We start from the raw sequence: 16,495 nt of genomic DNA, 5'->3' as shown, positions 1-16,495 counted from the left end.
ATGCCAATTGAAAAGTTTAATAAAGAGAATGGTTATCCAAAGGGAAGTTATTTGGAAATATTATCTAATAAAAAGATGAATATTGAAGATGATAAATTACTTACTACCAATAGCAAAGATGATATAATCAGTGGATATGCATCTTTGATAAAACCCTTACAATATATGCTAATTATGATTTCTGTATTCTCTTTTGTAATAGCTTTAATCATAATTTATATTGTTACATCATTGCTTATTGAAGAAAACAAAAATACTATTTCTATGTTAAAAGTCTTTGGGTATAGAAAAAGAGAAATACACAATTTGATTTTGAAAAGTAATACTATATTAGTTGTTGTGGGATATTTAATTTCAATACCGATTCTTTTGTATAGTATGGAGGGATTTTTCAAAGAAATTACTAAAGAAATGAATATTACAATTCCATCAAAATTAAACAATATAAATATTCTTATCGGTTTTATAATAATATTCTTTGCATATAATGTGGCGAAATTCTTTAACAAGAGAAAAATTGAACAAATTTCTCTTACGGATACATTGAAGTTAAAAGCCGAATAAGAAATTGATAAAAGTCCAGTGATTTTATAATTGCTGGACTTTTTTACGCAAAATTTAGATATATTTAATTATAAATTAATTACAATTAAAATAAATATTAAAAAAGTGTAGAAATATTGGTGGAAAATTGATATAATATATGCAAAGAGGAGGTTATAGATATGAAAAAAGTATTTGTTATGTTTTTAGCTACTGTTATCACATTTTTCAGTTTTTCTCAATATGTAATTTCTTATGATATGCATAGCTATGGAATATCTATGAGCTCATCTCCAGAGGACATTCCTCAGTTAAAAGTGTATAAAGAATTAATTATCGATGCTACAGATTTTACTAAGAGTGATATTGAATATCTACATAATAATGGAGTGGACAAGATATATAGTTATTTAAATGTAGGATCTATTGAATCTTTTAGAAATTATTATAATGAATTTGAACAGTATACGCTAGGTGAATATACTAACTGGGAAGATGAAAGATGGATAGATGTATCTAATGAAAAGTGGCAAAATTACGTTGTGGATACACTTGCAAAAGAATTAAATGATAAAAATATAGATGGATTTTTTATAGATAATGTTGACGTATATACATTATTTAAAAGTGAAGCTACTTATGAAGGAATACTAAGTATTTTATCTTCATTAAAAAATAAGTATGGTAAAGAAATAATAATAAATAACGGATATGATTTTATTAATAATACAATAGAAAAAGGTACTAGTATAAGTAGCATAATTGATGGAGTAAATCAAGAAGAAGTAATGACTGTAATCAAGGATTACGATAAAAATAAATTTAGAAGGCAAAAAAATTCAGAAGTAAAATTTACAACTAATTATTTAAATAATTTGAAGTCTCAAGGGTTAAAAATTTATGTCATCGAGTATACAAAAAATACTAACTTGAAGAACAAAATAATCAGTAATTATGAAAAACTTGGATATAATGTTTTTATATCTAGAAAAGTAAATCTATAAAAGCCTTTAATATACTTTAGTATGTTATATATACATCAAATCCCACAAAAATCCCACAACTTTTAAAAAGATGTGGGATTTTTTATTGTAGTACCAAATTTCCTTTTCCAATAGAAAACTAACATTAGTAATGATAATGCAAAAGCAATAATAAACCCATAAGGAATTAATGTAGATCCAAAATGTATTCCCCAAAGTATTAGTGTTAGACCAGAACTTGCAAACATCATGGCCAATGAATTGCTTTGATTAGACTTCATACCACCTACATCTTGGGAAAAAGGCAATTCTTTATTTGAAGTTTGGTAAATAACCATTGAAACGATTAGTGTATTTATCAAAATCAATAAAATATTAGATAAAGTTTTTAAACCACCAAAAATTAAAAATATTAAAATTGTTATTACGAATGTAGGAACTATTATAATTAACACAAAGGATTTGTACGCTCCTTTGTGGATAGATTTATAATCTTTTATAGGAAGAACTTTATAAATCCAAGCGCCCTTAAATTTTTCACTATAAGAAATTGAATATATTACTGAACTAATCATTAGAGTGTAAAAATAAAGGTTTAGAAAATGATTGCCTTGTGATACTTTAGATAAATTTTGGGACAAGGATAGCTCATGATCTAAAGATGTAAATAACATTAAGTAAGGAAAAACAATTGCCATTGTGATATTAGGATATATATGAAGTTTTAGCTGTCTATCCTTTGAGAACATGGAAAAAGCAAATTTATAAAAACTAGCTTCAATATTATCAGAGCATATAAAATTAGCAATATTTCTTTGAAACTTACTTTTTAGAAAATACAATTTGCTTGCTTTATCAGTATTATTGTTTAGTTTAATTAGGTTTTGTTCAAAATCTTTCCCTAAGAAGGAATTATATATTATTAAAAATCCTAAAGGAACAATAAAAGCAAGCGCTCCGAGAATTATAAATTCTAATCTACTATTTTGTTCTAGAATTATGCCAAAGGGCGTCGCAAACCAACTAGAGGGTAACAAATATGTATACCATTTTATTTTGAAGCTATCAGTTATTTCTGTAAAGTCAAAAACTCTTATTGCTAATTGATATCCAACAATCATAAATATACTTAATAATATTTGAAAATTATTTATTATATCCTTTAATTTTTCTCCATCGAAAAAATGAAGAATAAGATAGTATAAAATTGCTGTTAAGAAAACTGTGAATATAGATATAAATAGCAATTCTATTAACATTACAAAAAGAAAGATAACACCGTGGTTTATGAAACCAAATACAAGAATAAAAGCAGACATTGGTATTATTATACAAATCAAATATATTATAATATGAGTTGTTCTAGCTGCACTTATTACTTTTTTATCAATTGGTCTTGGATATAAGATATTTAAATCTCTTATATCTAACAATACGTAAGAAAAGTCTGATATCATTGTTAAAGTAATCATAAAAATTAAAACACCCAAAACTAAATTCATTTTAGGAATTATTTCTATAGGTAAAAATATTGGAAGTCCTATAAATAAACCTAAAAAAGCATAATAAAAATATTGGGAAGAATTAGATTTTTTATTTTTGTCACCTGATTTATTATTCTGAACAGATAGTATTGCAGGAACTCTTCTACTATCTACCGTAAGTTTTAATTTAAGGATTTTACGCATTAGTTCATAATCTATTCCCAATTTTGTATATAGAAACCTAAACTTATCTAGTACTTTTAAAGATTTAAAATCTTTCATTTTTATACTCCTTTTATTGTAGTTAAGAATTCAGAGGCAATACTACTATGATTATCAAAATGTGTTAATTGATTAAAAATTTCTTCAAGACTTGTATCTGCTGATTTTGCTTTTAACTCATCAAAGCTTCCATCGGCCAAAACTACTCCATTATTAAGAAGTACTATTCTATTGCTTATTTTCTCTACAACGTCCATTATATGAGAAGAATAAAAAATAGTTTTTCCTTCTAAGGCCATTTGAGACAAAAGTTCTTTAAAAACCATAACACTGTTTGCATCAAGGCCTGTTAAGGGTTCGTCTAAAAATAATATATCAGGATTATGAAAAATGCTAGCAACTATCATCAACTTTTGTTTCATACCTTTAGAATAAGATGATATTCTAGAATTATAGCTACTATCAATTTTAAATAAAGACATCAATTTTTTTGCTTTTATATCTGCTGTTTCATATTCCATACCATAAACTTCCCCTAAAAATGTTAAGTATTCTCTAGCGGTTAAATTATCATATAAGTCTGCAATCTCAGGTATATAGCCTATTCTTTTTTTGTATTCAATATCTCCATCTGAAATATCTCTACCAAATATTTTAACGCTTCCAGTATAACCAGTTACCATACCTAAAAGTATTTTTACAGTGGTACTTTTACCAGCACCATTAGTTCCAATGTAGCCAATTATTTGACCTTTTTTTATTTCTAAATTTATTCCTTTTAAAACCTTATTAGTTCCATAACTCATTTCTAGATTTTCAATAGATATTATACTTTCGTTCAATGCATCCATTAAGGTTTTCCTCCTTTGAAATATAAATAAAGTGGATATGTTAAATTAAGTTGTTAATGCTATCCATAATATATTATACCAATTTTTGGGTTATAAAAATAACAAATAAGTTACAAAGTTCACTTCTTTTGTTATTATATAAATATAGATATATGAGGAGGAAGAAATGTTAAAGAAAATATTAATAGGAATAGTTATAATAGTTGCTGCAATTGTAATTATTGGAGCAATAATTTTAAATAATGATAAATATAATTATGGAGTATTCATAGGTGCAGATCCTTCTGAGGCAGAAAAGCTAGGAAAATATAAAGAGGTAATAATCGATGCAACATATTTTACAGAGGAAGATATAGATATTATTCATAAAAAGGGTACTAAAGTCTATAGCTATATAAATGTAGGTTCTATAGAAGAGTTTAGAAATCATTATAAAGATTTTGTCCATTTGGCAATATGTGATTATGAAAACTGGGAAAATGAAAAGTGGATAGATGTATCTAATGAACAATGGCAAACATATTTTGTCCATACTATAGCAAAAGATTTATTGGACAAAGGTATAGATGGATTATTTATTGATAATGTTGATGTTTATAGTCTTAGTCATGATGAGAATATATATAATGGACTGATGAATATTTTAAAAGATATATCAAATAAATATGATAAGCCTGTAATTATTAATGGTGGATATGATTTTATAGAAAAAGCTATTTCTCAGGGGGAGGATATTCAGAGCATAGTTGCAGGAATAAATTTAGAAGAGGTTTCAACTATAATTGAAGATTATGATAACAATATTTTTAAGAAACAGAGTGAAGAAGATAAAAATTATGTAATAGAATATCTAGAGAAAATTAGAGATAGAGGAATGGATGTTTATATTATTGAATACTCCAAGAATAAATTGTTTGATATACGATTAAAGAGTGAATATAATTCTTTGAAGTTTAAACTTTTTATATCTGAGAAAGTGAATTTATAGAATTTTTTTTAATAAGACTATAGGGTTATGAATTTTAATAACCCTATAGTCTTATTAGTTAGTGTTCAATCAGCTCTATATCAATATTTCACAATTCCATTCAGAATAAAATTGTTCTAAATAATTTTCCATGAAATCATGTCTTTGTTTAGCTAATTGCTTTCCTGTATCTGTATTCATCAAATCTTTTAGTTTTAGAAGTTTCTCATAGAAATGATTAACTGTAGTGTTTTTGTCGTCCTTTTTATATTCATTAAAATCTTTAAATGTTTTTGGATCTATATTGGGATTATATATTTCTCTATTTTTATTTCCGCCGTATGCAAATGCTCTAGCGATTCCTATGGCGCCAATGGCATCTAGTCTATCAGCATCTTGAACAACTTTACCTTCAATAGTGTGTTGAGTTGAATCAACTGTACCTCCTTTAAAAGATAGAGTTTTTATAATATTGCATACTTTTTCTATTATGATTGGATCTACTTCAAATTTACTTAACCATTTTTGGGATACTTCTGCTCCTATATAACTGTTACCATCATGAAATTTCCAATCTGCAATATCATGAAGAAGAGCAGCGAGTTCAACTACAAACATATCTGCTTTTTCTTTTTTTCCTATAAAACAAGCTGTTTTGTAAACTCTTTCTATATGCCACCAATCGTGTCCAGTACCTTCCCCTTCAAGTTTTTCTCTTACGAATTTTTTTGTTTCTTCAATTATAAGTTTTTTATTCATAGGATCTCCTTTAGGTTAATTATTATATTTAAGATATACATGTTCTATATAAATAAAATAAAAATTTTTATAATACTATCAACTTTTTGTTGAGAAACTGCGTCTAAATAATGTTAGTTGATTCATATAATATCTTTGAATATGATATAAAAGATTTATACAAATTGTAACTATTTCTTTACTATTCCAATGTTTAATTATTATATCATAATAATGGATTGAATTTAATAATATGTTTCAGTGGGGGCTCGATTTGAGAAAGAGGAAAAGACTTAATAGACATAACTTGCAAAAAGAGATAAGAAAGAGGCGAAAAAGAAGAAAAAGAAGGAGGATTATTTTTTCTCTTATAATACTGATGGTATTTGTGCTAGCTATGAAATTAATGGTAAATAAAATTAGTAATAGTCTTGTTAAATCTCATGAAGATATGGTAATTAATACAGAGGTAGTTAATGAGAAAAAAAATACTGATATTAATTTAGATACAAATGTTAGTGAGAATGAAAAAACTGATTTCTTAAATAGTAAACCAGAAACTAGTAATATAGATGAGAATAAAGTTACAAATAATATGAGTAGTAACCTTGAGAAACAATCTGATATTGTAGAAGAATCATCACCAAAGGATTTTAAGGAAATATATAAGAGAGATATGTTTTTTGGTGATTCAATTACAGAAGGAATTACTTTTTTTGAATTTTTAGATGATAATCAGGTAATAGGAATTCCAGGTATTAATATATGGAATGCAGATGATCAGATTAGTAAAGCTATAAAATCACAGCCTGAAAATTTTTATATGCTTTTCGGTTTAAATGATATTGATAATGTGCTCACAAGTGAAAAGTTTGCAAAGTTATATGGAGATTTAATAAATAAGATTAAACTGGAAATGCCAGACACACAAATTTATATTCAGTCTATTTTACCTGTTTTACCTAAAGCGGCGAAAAAAAAAGCTAGTTTAACTAATGAAAATATTGATGAATTTAATAATGCATTGCAAGATTTAGCTAAAAAAGAAGGAGTTCAGTATTTGAATATATCTGATGTATTAAAAGAGCAGGATAATACTATCTATGAATCAGACGGAATTCACTTTAAGGAAAAATTTTATCCTATGTGGCTAAATTATATTATGGAGAATACTAAATCTATTGATTAATGAAAGGATGAAAAATAATGATGAAAAAAAGTATTAATTTTTTGATATTAGCAGTAATAGTATTGACCTTATTCGTGGGGTGTTCTTCAGAAGGCAAATCACCTTCTATAGAAGAAATCAATGACAATATAGTACAAGCAACAGATATATCTGAAATGAGAGTAGGAGATGCTAAGAAACTTGAAAAACTATATGGTATAGATGCTGAAAAATTAGAGAGTTTCTTTCTTTACACACCACCATCAAATATAAAAGCTGATGAGATTGCTATTTTGAAGGTTAAGGATTCTAATGATATAGATTCAATTAAAGAAAAAATATCAAAAAGGATTAATGATAAAGAAGTTAGTTTTAAGGATTATCTTCCTGATGAATATTATTTAGTAGAAAAACATGTTTTAAAAAACAAAGATAGCTATATTCTTTTTACTACACATAATGATTACAAAATAATTGAAGAAACATTTGATAATTGCTTTTAAGTGTAAGGCATACTAGGAGGAACATTACGTGGTATTTAGTAGTTTAATATTTATATTTGTGTTTTTGCCGTTTACATTATTAATATATTATATTTCTCCGAAATTTTTGAAGAATTTCATTTTACTTATTGCTAGTCTGATTTTTTATGCATGGGGAGAACCAGTATATGTAATTTTAATGATATCTACAATTACTATTATGTATTTTTGCACCATGCTAATAGATAAATACAGAGAGAGGGTTTTAGTCAAAAATATTTTTTTGATTATTACCCTTGTTATCAGCTTGGGCATTTTGATATTTTTCAAATATTATGGATTTATAATAGAAAATTTAAATTTTATTTTTCATTTACAAATAAGAATAAAGCAGCTCCCACTTCCAGTTGGAATTTCTTTTTATACCTTTCAAACTCTATCATATGTCATTGACGTTTACTCTGAAAAGGTAGCGGTACAAAGAAATTTTATAACCTTTGCTATGTATGTAACAATGTTTCCACAATTGGTAGCCGGGCCTATAGTAAGATATATTGATGTAGTTAAAGAAATTGATAATAGAAATGAAAATACGTACTTATTTGGACAAGGAGTAGAAATATTTATAATTGGATTATCAAAAAAAGTACTTCTTGCAAATAATATAGGGCTTTTATGGAATGAGATAAAAAGTATACCAATAGAAGAACTTTCTATTCTTGGAGCTTGGATTGGTATAATAGCTTTTACTTTTCAAATTTATTTTGATTTTAGTGGTTATTCAGATATGGCAATAGGATTAGGAAAAATGTTCGGATTCAATTTTATGAAAAATTTCAACTATCCATATATATCTAGAAGTATTACGGAATTTTGGCGTAGATGGCATATTTCTTTAGGAATATGGTTTAGAGAATATGTATATATCCCACTTGGTGGGAATAGGGATGGAGTTATTAGACAATGTAGGAATTTAATAATTGTATGGATGCTTACAGGTATATGGCATGGAGCTAATTGGAATTTTGTTATATGGGGATTATATTTTGGAATATTTATTATAATTGAAAAAATATTTCTTTTGAAAAAATTAGAAAAGTTACCTAGTGTTATAGGGCATTTATATACTATGTTAGTTGTAGTGATAGGTTGGGTATTTTTTTCAATTGAAAGCTTAACAAATGCAATAAAATTCCTCGGAACTATGTTTGGATTAGGTAACCATTCTATAATAGATGATAATATAATATATCTGATATATACTAATATATTACTTTTTATTGTCTTATGCTTTGCATCTACACCTATTGTGAGAAAAGTCATTACAAATATTAAGGAAAAAACAATAATAAAAGGTGATATATTCTTACTACTCGTGTTTATGATGGCGATTTTTTTAAGCACTGCTTGTTTGGTTAATGAAAGTTTTAATCCTTTTTTATACTTTAAATTTTGAGAATTTAAATCATAATAAAGGTATAAAAGGAGAGATAGTTTGAATAAGAAAAACTCAATTTATTATAAAAGTATGACAATTTTATTTATTTTATTTTTATTAATTATGGTATTACTAAATGGTGTAAGATCTGAAAAACTATTTTCAGAAACCGAGAACAGAAGATTAGAACAACGACCTGATTTTTCAATTAAAGCATTAATGAATGGAAAGTTTACTTCAGATTTTGAAAAGTATATTTCAGACCAATTTGTATTTAGAGATTTTTGGATTGAAATTAACTCTAAAATAATACTGTATTCTGGTAAAAATCAAAATAATGATGTATTTTTAGGCAAAACAGGTTATTTGATTCAGAAATTCAATACACCTGATAAGGGTGAATTTACTGAAAGATTAGAAGCAATTAATGCTTTTGCAGATAAAATACCAGAAGTAAATAAATATTTTATGGTAGTACCAAATTCAGTTAAAGTGTTGCAAGAAAAACTCCCATATTTAGCTCCAGGTGATGATGAACTTTATTATATAGATGAAGTGAAAAAAAAGATAGATAGTGATATCAATTTTATTGATGTCTATGAAAAGCTATCTTCTAAGAAAAATGAATATATTTATTATAAAACAGACCATCATTGGACAACAAAAGGAGCTTATTATGCTTATCAAAAATTGATGGAATCCGTGGGAACAACCTATCATGATAACAACTACTTTGATATAAAAAATGTAACAGATAGTTTTTATGGATCACTATACTCAAAAAGTGGTTTTAGAAATATAAAACCTGATAGTATTGAACTATATATTCCGAAAGTAGATGAAGGTATAAAGGTAGATTATTTGGATAACGAAAAAAGTGAAAAATCTTTGTACACTATGGATAATTTAAATAAGAAAGATAAATATACTGTGTTCCTTAATGGTAACCACCCTTTGATAAAAATTAGCACTAACAATAAAAATGGGAAAAAATTATTATTAATAAAAGATTCATATGCAAATAGTTTTGTACCTTTTTTAACGGGGCATTATAGTGAAATTTATTTGGTAGATTTAAGATATTATAATGATGATATTACAAAAATTATTAAATCAAATGATATTGATGATATATTATTCCTATATAACGCAATAACTTTTTTTGAAGATTTATCTATTAAAAATCTAATACAGTAAAAAAATGAACTGGTGTCGTAAATGCGACTTCAGTTTTTTTGATTGCCATTATTTAATTAGGAATAGACCTTTTAGAGGCTTTTTTGGGAAGCTGCATTATGGTGTTATTTTCCTTTGATATGCTCTAATCATTTCTTTATACTTTAATTAGGTTTAATTGTGAATGGATTTTACTTTATGATATTGGAATTGAAATATTAGTTTTTGGAGTGTTAAGGATACCTGAAGTTGTGAGACACGACGGTAGATGTTTTGGACAAGTTTATAAAAATTATAGAAGGTGGCAAATGAATATGAAGAAAAAAAGCAAATCAATTATTTGTACTTTATGTATTATTTATTCTTTTATTGAGTTTATTTATATGTTTGCATCTATGGGTAAGGGATCTGGGCCAAATCCTATATTACATTCAATTGCAATGGGTTGTTTAGCTTTTGTGGTTATAAAATGTTTTTTGCCTGCAATAGTTCCTTCTTATAAACCTAAATATGTAAAATATGACATTGGTGAAATAGATGATACATATGACCCAATAAATTGTTTTGGTCAAATTGCAGGGATGAGTAGGTTGCAACCATTATTAGTAACATTTTATACTAATGGGATTGTTATAAACCAAATGTTTTTAGAACCAATTAAGTTAAAATATATTGGTATGTATTATATAAAGATTGAAAAAAATCCTTATGGTGAAAGAATTGAAATTCATCATAATTTATCTCATGTTTCCTCACCTATTTTTATTAATGAAACTAAAAATAGTTTGATTTATAAAATTTTAGTTGAAAGGTGTCCATAATATAGATAAACTACTGCGTAGATTTATCTATCAGTTGACAGTTCACAGTTATGAAAGAAAATTCCGAAATTATTTTATAGGATTAAACGTATAAAATAATAGCTAGGAGGAGTTTTTTGGGGAAATCGGAACTTAGATATTTTTTTGAAAAAGAAAAAAAGTGGCTTTCTAAATTAATGAAGATGAATTTTGGAGGTAAAGAAATTATTATTGATGAAAGACTTAAAATGTAGTTGATATTGACAAACAAAGGAGTTGAATGTATTGTACGCATTCCAAGCAATAGCTTTTATTTTAGAATTAGTATTTTTTCTAGGGGGAGCAATATCATTGATATTTATTAGCGATAACTTTCTTGTAAAATATTTAAAAAAGAAATATAGATACCGAAGAAAAAGTATTGATAAATATATTCTTGATGATAGTGGATTAAATAACAAAATAATTAAGAGCAAAATATTCAAGATATTTTTAAACTGTTTTGCAGTAGTGTGTATATACTTAGCAATACCATATGTAAGAGATATTCCACAGTTAGTTACAGGAAATCTAGAGTATATTAATGGCCGGATACATTCAATAGAAAATAGGGAAAAAGACTCCTATGATCGAATTACTGTCGGAGGGGAGAAGATAAAATTTTTCCTTAAAGGCAATGTACAGATCGGTAAAAATTATAAAATAGGATATTTATCTAATACAAAGAGAGGGATTTCTTTGGAGGAATTAGAAGAAGACTTCAAAACTTCAGTAGAAAAAATAGGTTTTCCCTATAGGGCTATTTTGTTTAATATATCTATGATAACTTCTTTCATAGTGATAATTCTTTTATTATATTATTGTGCCAATACTTTTGGATACAAAAGTTTATATATGGTAAACTTTTTATTTTATCCAATAAGTATCACTTCTTTGATTTTTAATGGTGTGAAAACGGGGATATGGATTTCAGTACGTAATTTAGGCTTCCTAGCTTTAGCTTTTGGAGTAGGGAGTTTAGTTTTACTCTTTCTACTTAAAATAATATATAGAGGATCTAAAGAAGATAGGTTTACACCATTATTTTACGCTACAATTGTTACTGCTTGTGAGATAGGTTTTATAGTTGTAATTATATATAATTTTTATGAATTGTTGATCAAATAAAGCTTTAATGAGTAAGAATAGACAAGCTATGTAAAATGATGTAAAGTACTTAATTGTTTAATTGCTATATTGGGGCTATCACAGCCACATAATTTACGGGTTATAGTTATGATTATATATAATTTATACAAATTAATAATGGGATAACTTGATTAAAAAAATATATTTATGCAATATTGAAGAGCAGAAGGTGAATATGGGATGATTGTAATTAAGATTCAAATATCAATTTCATAATGAGATGGAGTGATAGAATATGATTAAGAAAATATTTGGAATATTAGCATCAATAGTGTTTCTATTTTTGCTTATTTATATAGTGTGGAAGATATATACTACAAGAATTAAAAATCATAAGAAAAGAATTGAACAAGAAGTTAGAAGAAGAGGTGGGAAGATCATTCATATTAAGAACTGTACTGGGCTTTTATATGAAACGCCATTCCCTTTTATTAGTAACAGACAGTTTGTTTATAAATTTGAGTATGATTCATTTGGAGAGAAAAGAGTTGGATGGGTAAGAATTGGCGGTATGGTAGGAATAGAATGGCGATGGAACTATAAGAAAGGTAAAGTAAATAGCATATATTAGAGTATATTATAATGGGATATTTCTAAATAATAGGAGTTAATAATATCTTTAATAATCTTGGAATTTACAAAATTTTAGGCAAAATCAGAGTGTATTAGAAATAAAAAAATCGTATCAGGGCTTAGGTTAATGCCAGTATCATTAATAAGTCTTTCTGTATATATCACTTCAATAGCCAATTATATATATACACAAAGAGGGAGAATAAAGAAAAATAATAGTCATTTTTAATGATTAAGGAGGAACATATGGACAAAATAGTTATTAAAAAGATAAGGTTTGGATCATTTATGAAGTTATCTTTAATTATTTCATTATCAATTGGTATTGTACTTGGTTTAATATTTTTTATTATTGGAGTGTTAGGTGGAGATGTATCAACAAATTTAGGTACGACGGTATTGACTGGGATTCCAGCAGGAATTGCATCTATATTTATATCACCTATAGTATTTTTAGTACTTGGGGTAATTAATGGAGTGGTTACATTTTTACCTTTTAAGTTATTTCTTAAAATTTTCAAAGGTATAGGTATCAATGGAGAATTTGAATAGATAGCAACTTTGAACATTACATAATTTTAGCCCAGTAGAATTTCTATTGGGTTTTCTTATAAATAAGATAAAAAAATATTTTAGAAAAAAATAAAAAATATCAACTTTTTGAAGTCCTCATGCGTCTAAAGAATGTAAGGAGGTTTACAAAACATATGTCGACATACAATAAAAAAAATTATATTAAATTAGTAGATTATATAAAAACGAATCAGGATGATTTTTATAGATTAGCTTTTAGTTATGTAAAAAACAAAGAGGCGGCTCTTGATATTGTTCAAGAATCACTTTATAAGGCATTAACATCTGTTGAAACATTAAAAAACAGTGCATACATGAAAACATGGTTATATAGAATTATCGTCAATACAAGTTTAAGTTATATAAGGAAGAATCAAAAAATTATATTAATGGATGAGATCCGTGAAGTCATTGAACCTGAAAAATCTGAAGTGGCAGACAGAATGGATTTATATAGCGCCATAGATAAGTTAGATGATAAATATAGAACTGTAATTATACTTAGATATTTAGAGGATATAAAAATTGGAGAAATTGCTAAGATAACAGATAGTAATATTAATACTGTAAAATCTAGGATCAAATCTGCTATTCAAAAACTTAGAACGATACTTGAAGGGGAGGGTTATAGTGGATCAAAAATTTAATGAAATTAGAAAAGAATATAAATCAATAGAAATACCAAAGGAGTTGGATGATATAGTGAATAAGACAATAGAAAAAGCGGATAATGAAAGAAAAAATAATAAAGGTAATAATAAAAACATTAAAAAAGCAGTTGTGGCAGCAGGTTTAGCTTTTAGTATATTTTTAGTTGGGGTAAATACAAGTGAAGCTTTTGCAGAATCTATGTCAAAAATTCCTGTGTTGGGAAGTATAGCTAAAGTATTTACTTTTGTAGAGAAAGAAGCTAAAAACGATACTTTAGAGGAAAACATAAAAGCACCTGCAATTAAAGGGCTTTCTGATGAGGAACTTCAAACTAGAATAAATGATGAAATTAATAAAAAAGTTCAAGAAGGATTAAAAGCTGCTGAAGAAAGAGCAGCAGAGTATAAAACTGCTTTCTTAGAAACAGGTGGTAAAGAAGAAGATTATAATCCTATTGAAATAAATGTTGACTATGAAATAAAATCATCTAATGATAAAATTTTATCTTTTACTGTTTTTCAAAATGAAACATTAGCAGCTGCTTATGCAGAAACACACTATTATAATATTGATTTAGTAAATAATAAAGAGCTAGAATTAAAAGACTTATTGGGTGATTCATATAAAGAAAAAATTAACGAAAGTGTTGCTAAACAAGTAGAAGAACTAAAGAAGAATTCTGATAATAGTTTTTGGGATGAGGAAATGGATTTTGGAGAAATATTTGAAAATCAGAATTACTTTGTTAATGATGATGGAAAAACTGAAGCTTTGTCAGATAGTAAGAATTTCTATATCAATGAAGAAGGTAAAGCTGTAGTTATATTCAAAAAGTATGAAATTGCTCCGGGATATATGGGTCCATTAGAATTTGTAATTGAGTAAATGATATATTAAATTTTTGTGTATATCAAATAATATCATATATATGTGTTAAACTAAGTATAGTGGAATAATTCTACTATACTTTTTTTATAATTTATATGCAAAAGAAGAGCAATAATTATGAAAATCGCGGAGGGGGTATCACTATGAGTAAATTCAAAGCGAAAAATATGAGTAAGTTAGATAGTCCAGAAAGAAGAAAAATGCTTCCTACAGATAAAGCATTAAAGTTAATTGGTATTCAGCAAGGGATGAAAGTTGCTGATGTTGGATGTGGTACAGGATATTTTTCATTGCCTATGGCAGAAATAGTAGGTGAAGAGGGAAAAATTTTTGCAATAGATATAAGTACACAAATGCTACAAGAAACAAAAAGAAGAGTGGAAGAAGCGGGACATAGTAATGTAGAAATAGTAAGTTCAGGAGAAAATAATTTTAAGATAAAAGACAAATCAGCTGATATGGTGTTTACTTCAACTGTTTTTCATGAAGTGTCTCATCCAGAAGATTTTCTTACCGAATGTAAAAGGATAATGAAGGATGAAGGAAGTATAATAATTCTAGATTGGAATAAAATTGAAAGTGAGGTAGGCCCTCCAGTACATATAAGAATTAGCGTAGAAACTTTAGAGACATATGGTAAAAAAGTTGGATTAAAAACTCAAAGTGTTGCTTATTTTGGAAGGAATTTTTATATTGTTAAAATGATATTGAATTAATAATAGTATATTAAGGACCTACCGTTGAACATAACGGTAGGTCTTATTGATTAGTCAATTAAGTTTTTTTTCTTAGTAAGCAAACTACTTCCACATATTATTGAAACTATTCCTAAAGTAACACCTACTATTATTGATATTGTACCTACAGCGATATTAGCAGCACCAGCAACCTTTACAGCTTTATATGTTTTTTCATCATACTTAATCATGGCTCTCCTCCAATGTAATTTATGTTTTTATAAATAAATTATATCTGTGATATGATATTATAGCTTACAATAATATTATATCAAATTTTAGGTAATTCTAAACATTTTAGAGAATTCACTGTATACTGTATAGATAAGCAATTGGACTGAAATCTCTATTGTGACTCATTTAATTATTAAATAGATTAAATTCTGCAAAGTTGAGTTGCAGAAAAATTATGTGGATCATATTCAGATAATTTCCCTTCATAAACTAAAACAGTATTGTCTATATTAGTAAAATCATTAGGCTTGACCAATGAAAAATCTTTCTTAAAATCAACAATTTTACTACTATATAAGACTCTGGCAACAAATTGAGAACAAAAATAATGGTTTTTTCTTTGTAGAGGAATACCAAACATAAGTGCAATAAGACCCAATAAATTATATTTGTATTTATCTTTTCGCCTATTAAATAAATCTATTTTTCGCTTTAATCTAATATATTCACTATCGCTTATTTCCATTTTGTATATTCTACAAGTAGTTTCCTTAAAAATTTTGTAAACACCATCATTAATATCTTCTTCTACAAAACCAGCAAATAAGGGGTTACGAGGATTTTTTCTACCGAAACTGTAGATCTTATCTAAATTTTTATCAAACCCAATAGAAACATGGTTATAGGGTTCTTTTGTATATAGTTTTATTGTTCTAGAAAGTAATGAACCAGTCTGAGTCATTACCATGTACAATTCGTAGATAAATATCACCTCAAATATTACGTTTATATATTGTTGTAGTATAATCTTTATTTTATCATAAATCTTTTATTTAGTAACTTAATTTTTACTATGTTA

General features: G+C 26.5%; 19 protein-coding genes. 14 read left to right on the top strand and 5 right to left on the bottom strand.

What is annotated here, in order from left to right:
* Together ACQ3F0_RS12385 and ACQ3F0_RS12380 are read left to right on the top strand one after the other, a co-directional pair.
* Entirely contained in the window at positions 1–564 is a 564-nt protein-coding gene (locus ACQ3F0_RS12385; protein ID WP_428865582.1) for an FtsX-like permease family protein, read from the top strand.
* Between the two features lie 161 nt (positions 565–725).
* Positions 726–1,547, top strand: a complete 822-nt coding sequence (locus ACQ3F0_RS12380) for an endo alpha-1,4 polygalactosaminidase (protein WP_428865581.1) — start codon at positions 726–728, stop codon at positions 1,545–1,547.
* A gap of 62 nt (positions 1,548–1,609) precedes the next feature.
* Here the strand turns inward: ACQ3F0_RS12380 and ACQ3F0_RS12375 are convergent, their stop codons facing one another.
* Together ACQ3F0_RS12375 and ACQ3F0_RS12370 are read right to left on the bottom strand one after the other, a co-directional pair.
* Complete coding sequence (locus ACQ3F0_RS12375; protein WP_428865580.1) at positions 1,610–3,292, bottom strand: ABC transporter permease; 1,683 nt, start codon at positions 3,290–3,292, stop codon at positions 1,610–1,612.
* Positions 3,293–3,294: 2 nt separating this feature from the next.
* Entirely contained in the window at positions 3,295–4,083 is a 789-nt protein-coding gene (locus tag ACQ3F0_RS12370; protein ID WP_428865579.1) for an ABC transporter ATP-binding protein, read from the bottom strand.
* Between the two features lie 166 nt (positions 4,084–4,249).
* On the opposite strand from ACQ3F0_RS12370, the gene ACQ3F0_RS12365 reads away from it, so the two are divergent.
* Positions 4,250–5,071, top strand: coding sequence for an endo alpha-1,4 polygalactosaminidase (locus tag ACQ3F0_RS12365; protein ID WP_428865578.1), 822 nt, complete (start codon positions 4,250–4,252; stop codon positions 5,069–5,071).
* A gap of 75 nt (positions 5,072–5,146) precedes the next feature.
* Here ACQ3F0_RS12365 and ACQ3F0_RS12360 read toward each other — a convergent pair whose 3' ends face one another.
* The gene (locus ACQ3F0_RS12360) at positions 5,147–5,809 is read right to left on the bottom strand and encodes an HD domain-containing protein (protein ID WP_428865577.1); all 663 of its coding nucleotides are present in this window, start codon (positions 5,807–5,809) and stop codon (positions 5,147–5,149) included.
* Positions 5,810–6,062: 253 nt separating this feature from the next.
* Between ACQ3F0_RS12360 and ACQ3F0_RS12355 the strand changes: the two genes are divergently transcribed.
* The 11 genes from ACQ3F0_RS12355 to ACQ3F0_RS12305 all read left to right on the top strand — a co-directional run bounded on the left by ACQ3F0_RS12355 (position 6,063) and on the right by ACQ3F0_RS12305 (position 15,441).
* Positions 6,063–6,977: a GDSL-type esterase/lipase family protein gene (locus ACQ3F0_RS12355; protein WP_428865576.1), complete on the top strand. Its 915-nt coding sequence runs from the start codon at positions 6,063–6,065 to the stop codon at positions 6,975–6,977.
* A 17-nt stretch (positions 6,978–6,994) separates the two neighbouring features.
* Positions 6,995–7,459, top strand: a complete 465-nt coding sequence (locus ACQ3F0_RS12350; protein ID WP_428865575.1) for a DUF4358 domain-containing protein — start codon at positions 6,995–6,997, stop codon at positions 7,457–7,459.
* A 28-nt stretch (positions 7,460–7,487) separates the two neighbouring features.
* Positions 7,488–8,894: an MBOAT family O-acyltransferase gene (locus ACQ3F0_RS12345; RefSeq protein WP_428865574.1), complete on the top strand. Its 1,407-nt coding sequence runs from the start codon at positions 7,488–7,490 to the stop codon at positions 8,892–8,894.
* Positions 8,895–8,933: 39 nt separating this feature from the next.
* The gene (locus tag ACQ3F0_RS12340; RefSeq protein ID WP_428865572.1) at positions 8,934–10,073 is read left to right on the top strand and encodes a DHHW family protein; all 1,140 of its coding nucleotides are present in this window, start codon (positions 8,934–8,936) and stop codon (positions 10,071–10,073) included.
* Positions 10,074–10,360: 287 nt separating this feature from the next.
* Positions 10,361–10,873, top strand: a complete 513-nt coding sequence (locus ACQ3F0_RS12335) for a hypothetical protein (RefSeq protein ID WP_428865571.1) — start codon at positions 10,361–10,363, stop codon at positions 10,871–10,873.
* A gap of 264 nt (positions 10,874–11,137) precedes the next feature.
* Positions 11,138–12,019: a hypothetical protein gene (locus tag ACQ3F0_RS12330; RefSeq protein ID WP_428865570.1), complete on the top strand. Its 882-nt coding sequence runs from the start codon at positions 11,138–11,140 to the stop codon at positions 12,017–12,019.
* A gap of 256 nt (positions 12,020–12,275) precedes the next feature.
* Complete coding sequence (locus tag ACQ3F0_RS12325) at positions 12,276–12,611, top strand: hypothetical protein (RefSeq protein WP_428865569.1); 336 nt, start codon at positions 12,276–12,278, stop codon at positions 12,609–12,611.
* Positions 12,612–12,859: 248 nt separating this feature from the next.
* The gene (locus ACQ3F0_RS12320) at positions 12,860–13,165 is read left to right on the top strand and encodes a hypothetical protein (RefSeq protein ID WP_428865568.1); all 306 of its coding nucleotides are present in this window, start codon (positions 12,860–12,862) and stop codon (positions 13,163–13,165) included.
* Positions 13,166–13,320: 155 nt separating this feature from the next.
* The gene (locus ACQ3F0_RS12315; protein WP_428865567.1) at positions 13,321–13,833 is read left to right on the top strand and encodes a sigma-70 family RNA polymerase sigma factor; all 513 of its coding nucleotides are present in this window, start codon (positions 13,321–13,323) and stop codon (positions 13,831–13,833) included.
* The gene (locus ACQ3F0_RS12310) at positions 13,817–14,722 is read left to right on the top strand and encodes a DUF3298 and DUF4163 domain-containing protein (protein WP_428865566.1); all 906 of its coding nucleotides are present in this window, start codon (positions 13,817–13,819) and stop codon (positions 14,720–14,722) included. Before ACQ3F0_RS12315 ends, ACQ3F0_RS12310 begins: the two co-directional genes overlap by 17 nt.
* A 146-nt stretch (positions 14,723–14,868) precedes the next feature.
* Entirely contained in the window at positions 14,869–15,441 is a 573-nt protein-coding gene (locus tag ACQ3F0_RS12305; RefSeq protein ID WP_428865564.1) for a class I SAM-dependent methyltransferase, read from the top strand.
* Between the two features lie 50 nt (positions 15,442–15,491).
* On the opposite strand, the gene ACQ3F0_RS12300 is transcribed toward ACQ3F0_RS12305, so the two are convergent.
* Entirely contained in the window at positions 15,492–15,653 is a 162-nt protein-coding gene (locus tag ACQ3F0_RS12300) for a hypothetical protein (RefSeq protein WP_428865563.1), read from the bottom strand.
* 185 nt (positions 15,654–15,838) lie between these two features.
* Positions 15,839–16,390, bottom strand: coding sequence for a hypothetical protein (locus ACQ3F0_RS12295; protein WP_428865562.1), 552 nt, complete (start codon positions 16,388–16,390; stop codon positions 15,839–15,841).
* Positions 16,391–16,495: the final 105 nt, after the last annotated feature.

Source organism: Clostridium sediminicola (genome assembly GCF_050402865.1).
Taxonomy (GTDB): domain Bacteria; phylum Bacillota; class Clostridia; order Clostridiales; family Clostridiaceae; genus Clostridium_AF; species Clostridium_AF sediminicola.
The sequence above is the reverse complement of the archived record's forward strand: the minus strand, read 5'-3'. Positions and strand labels throughout refer to the sequence as shown.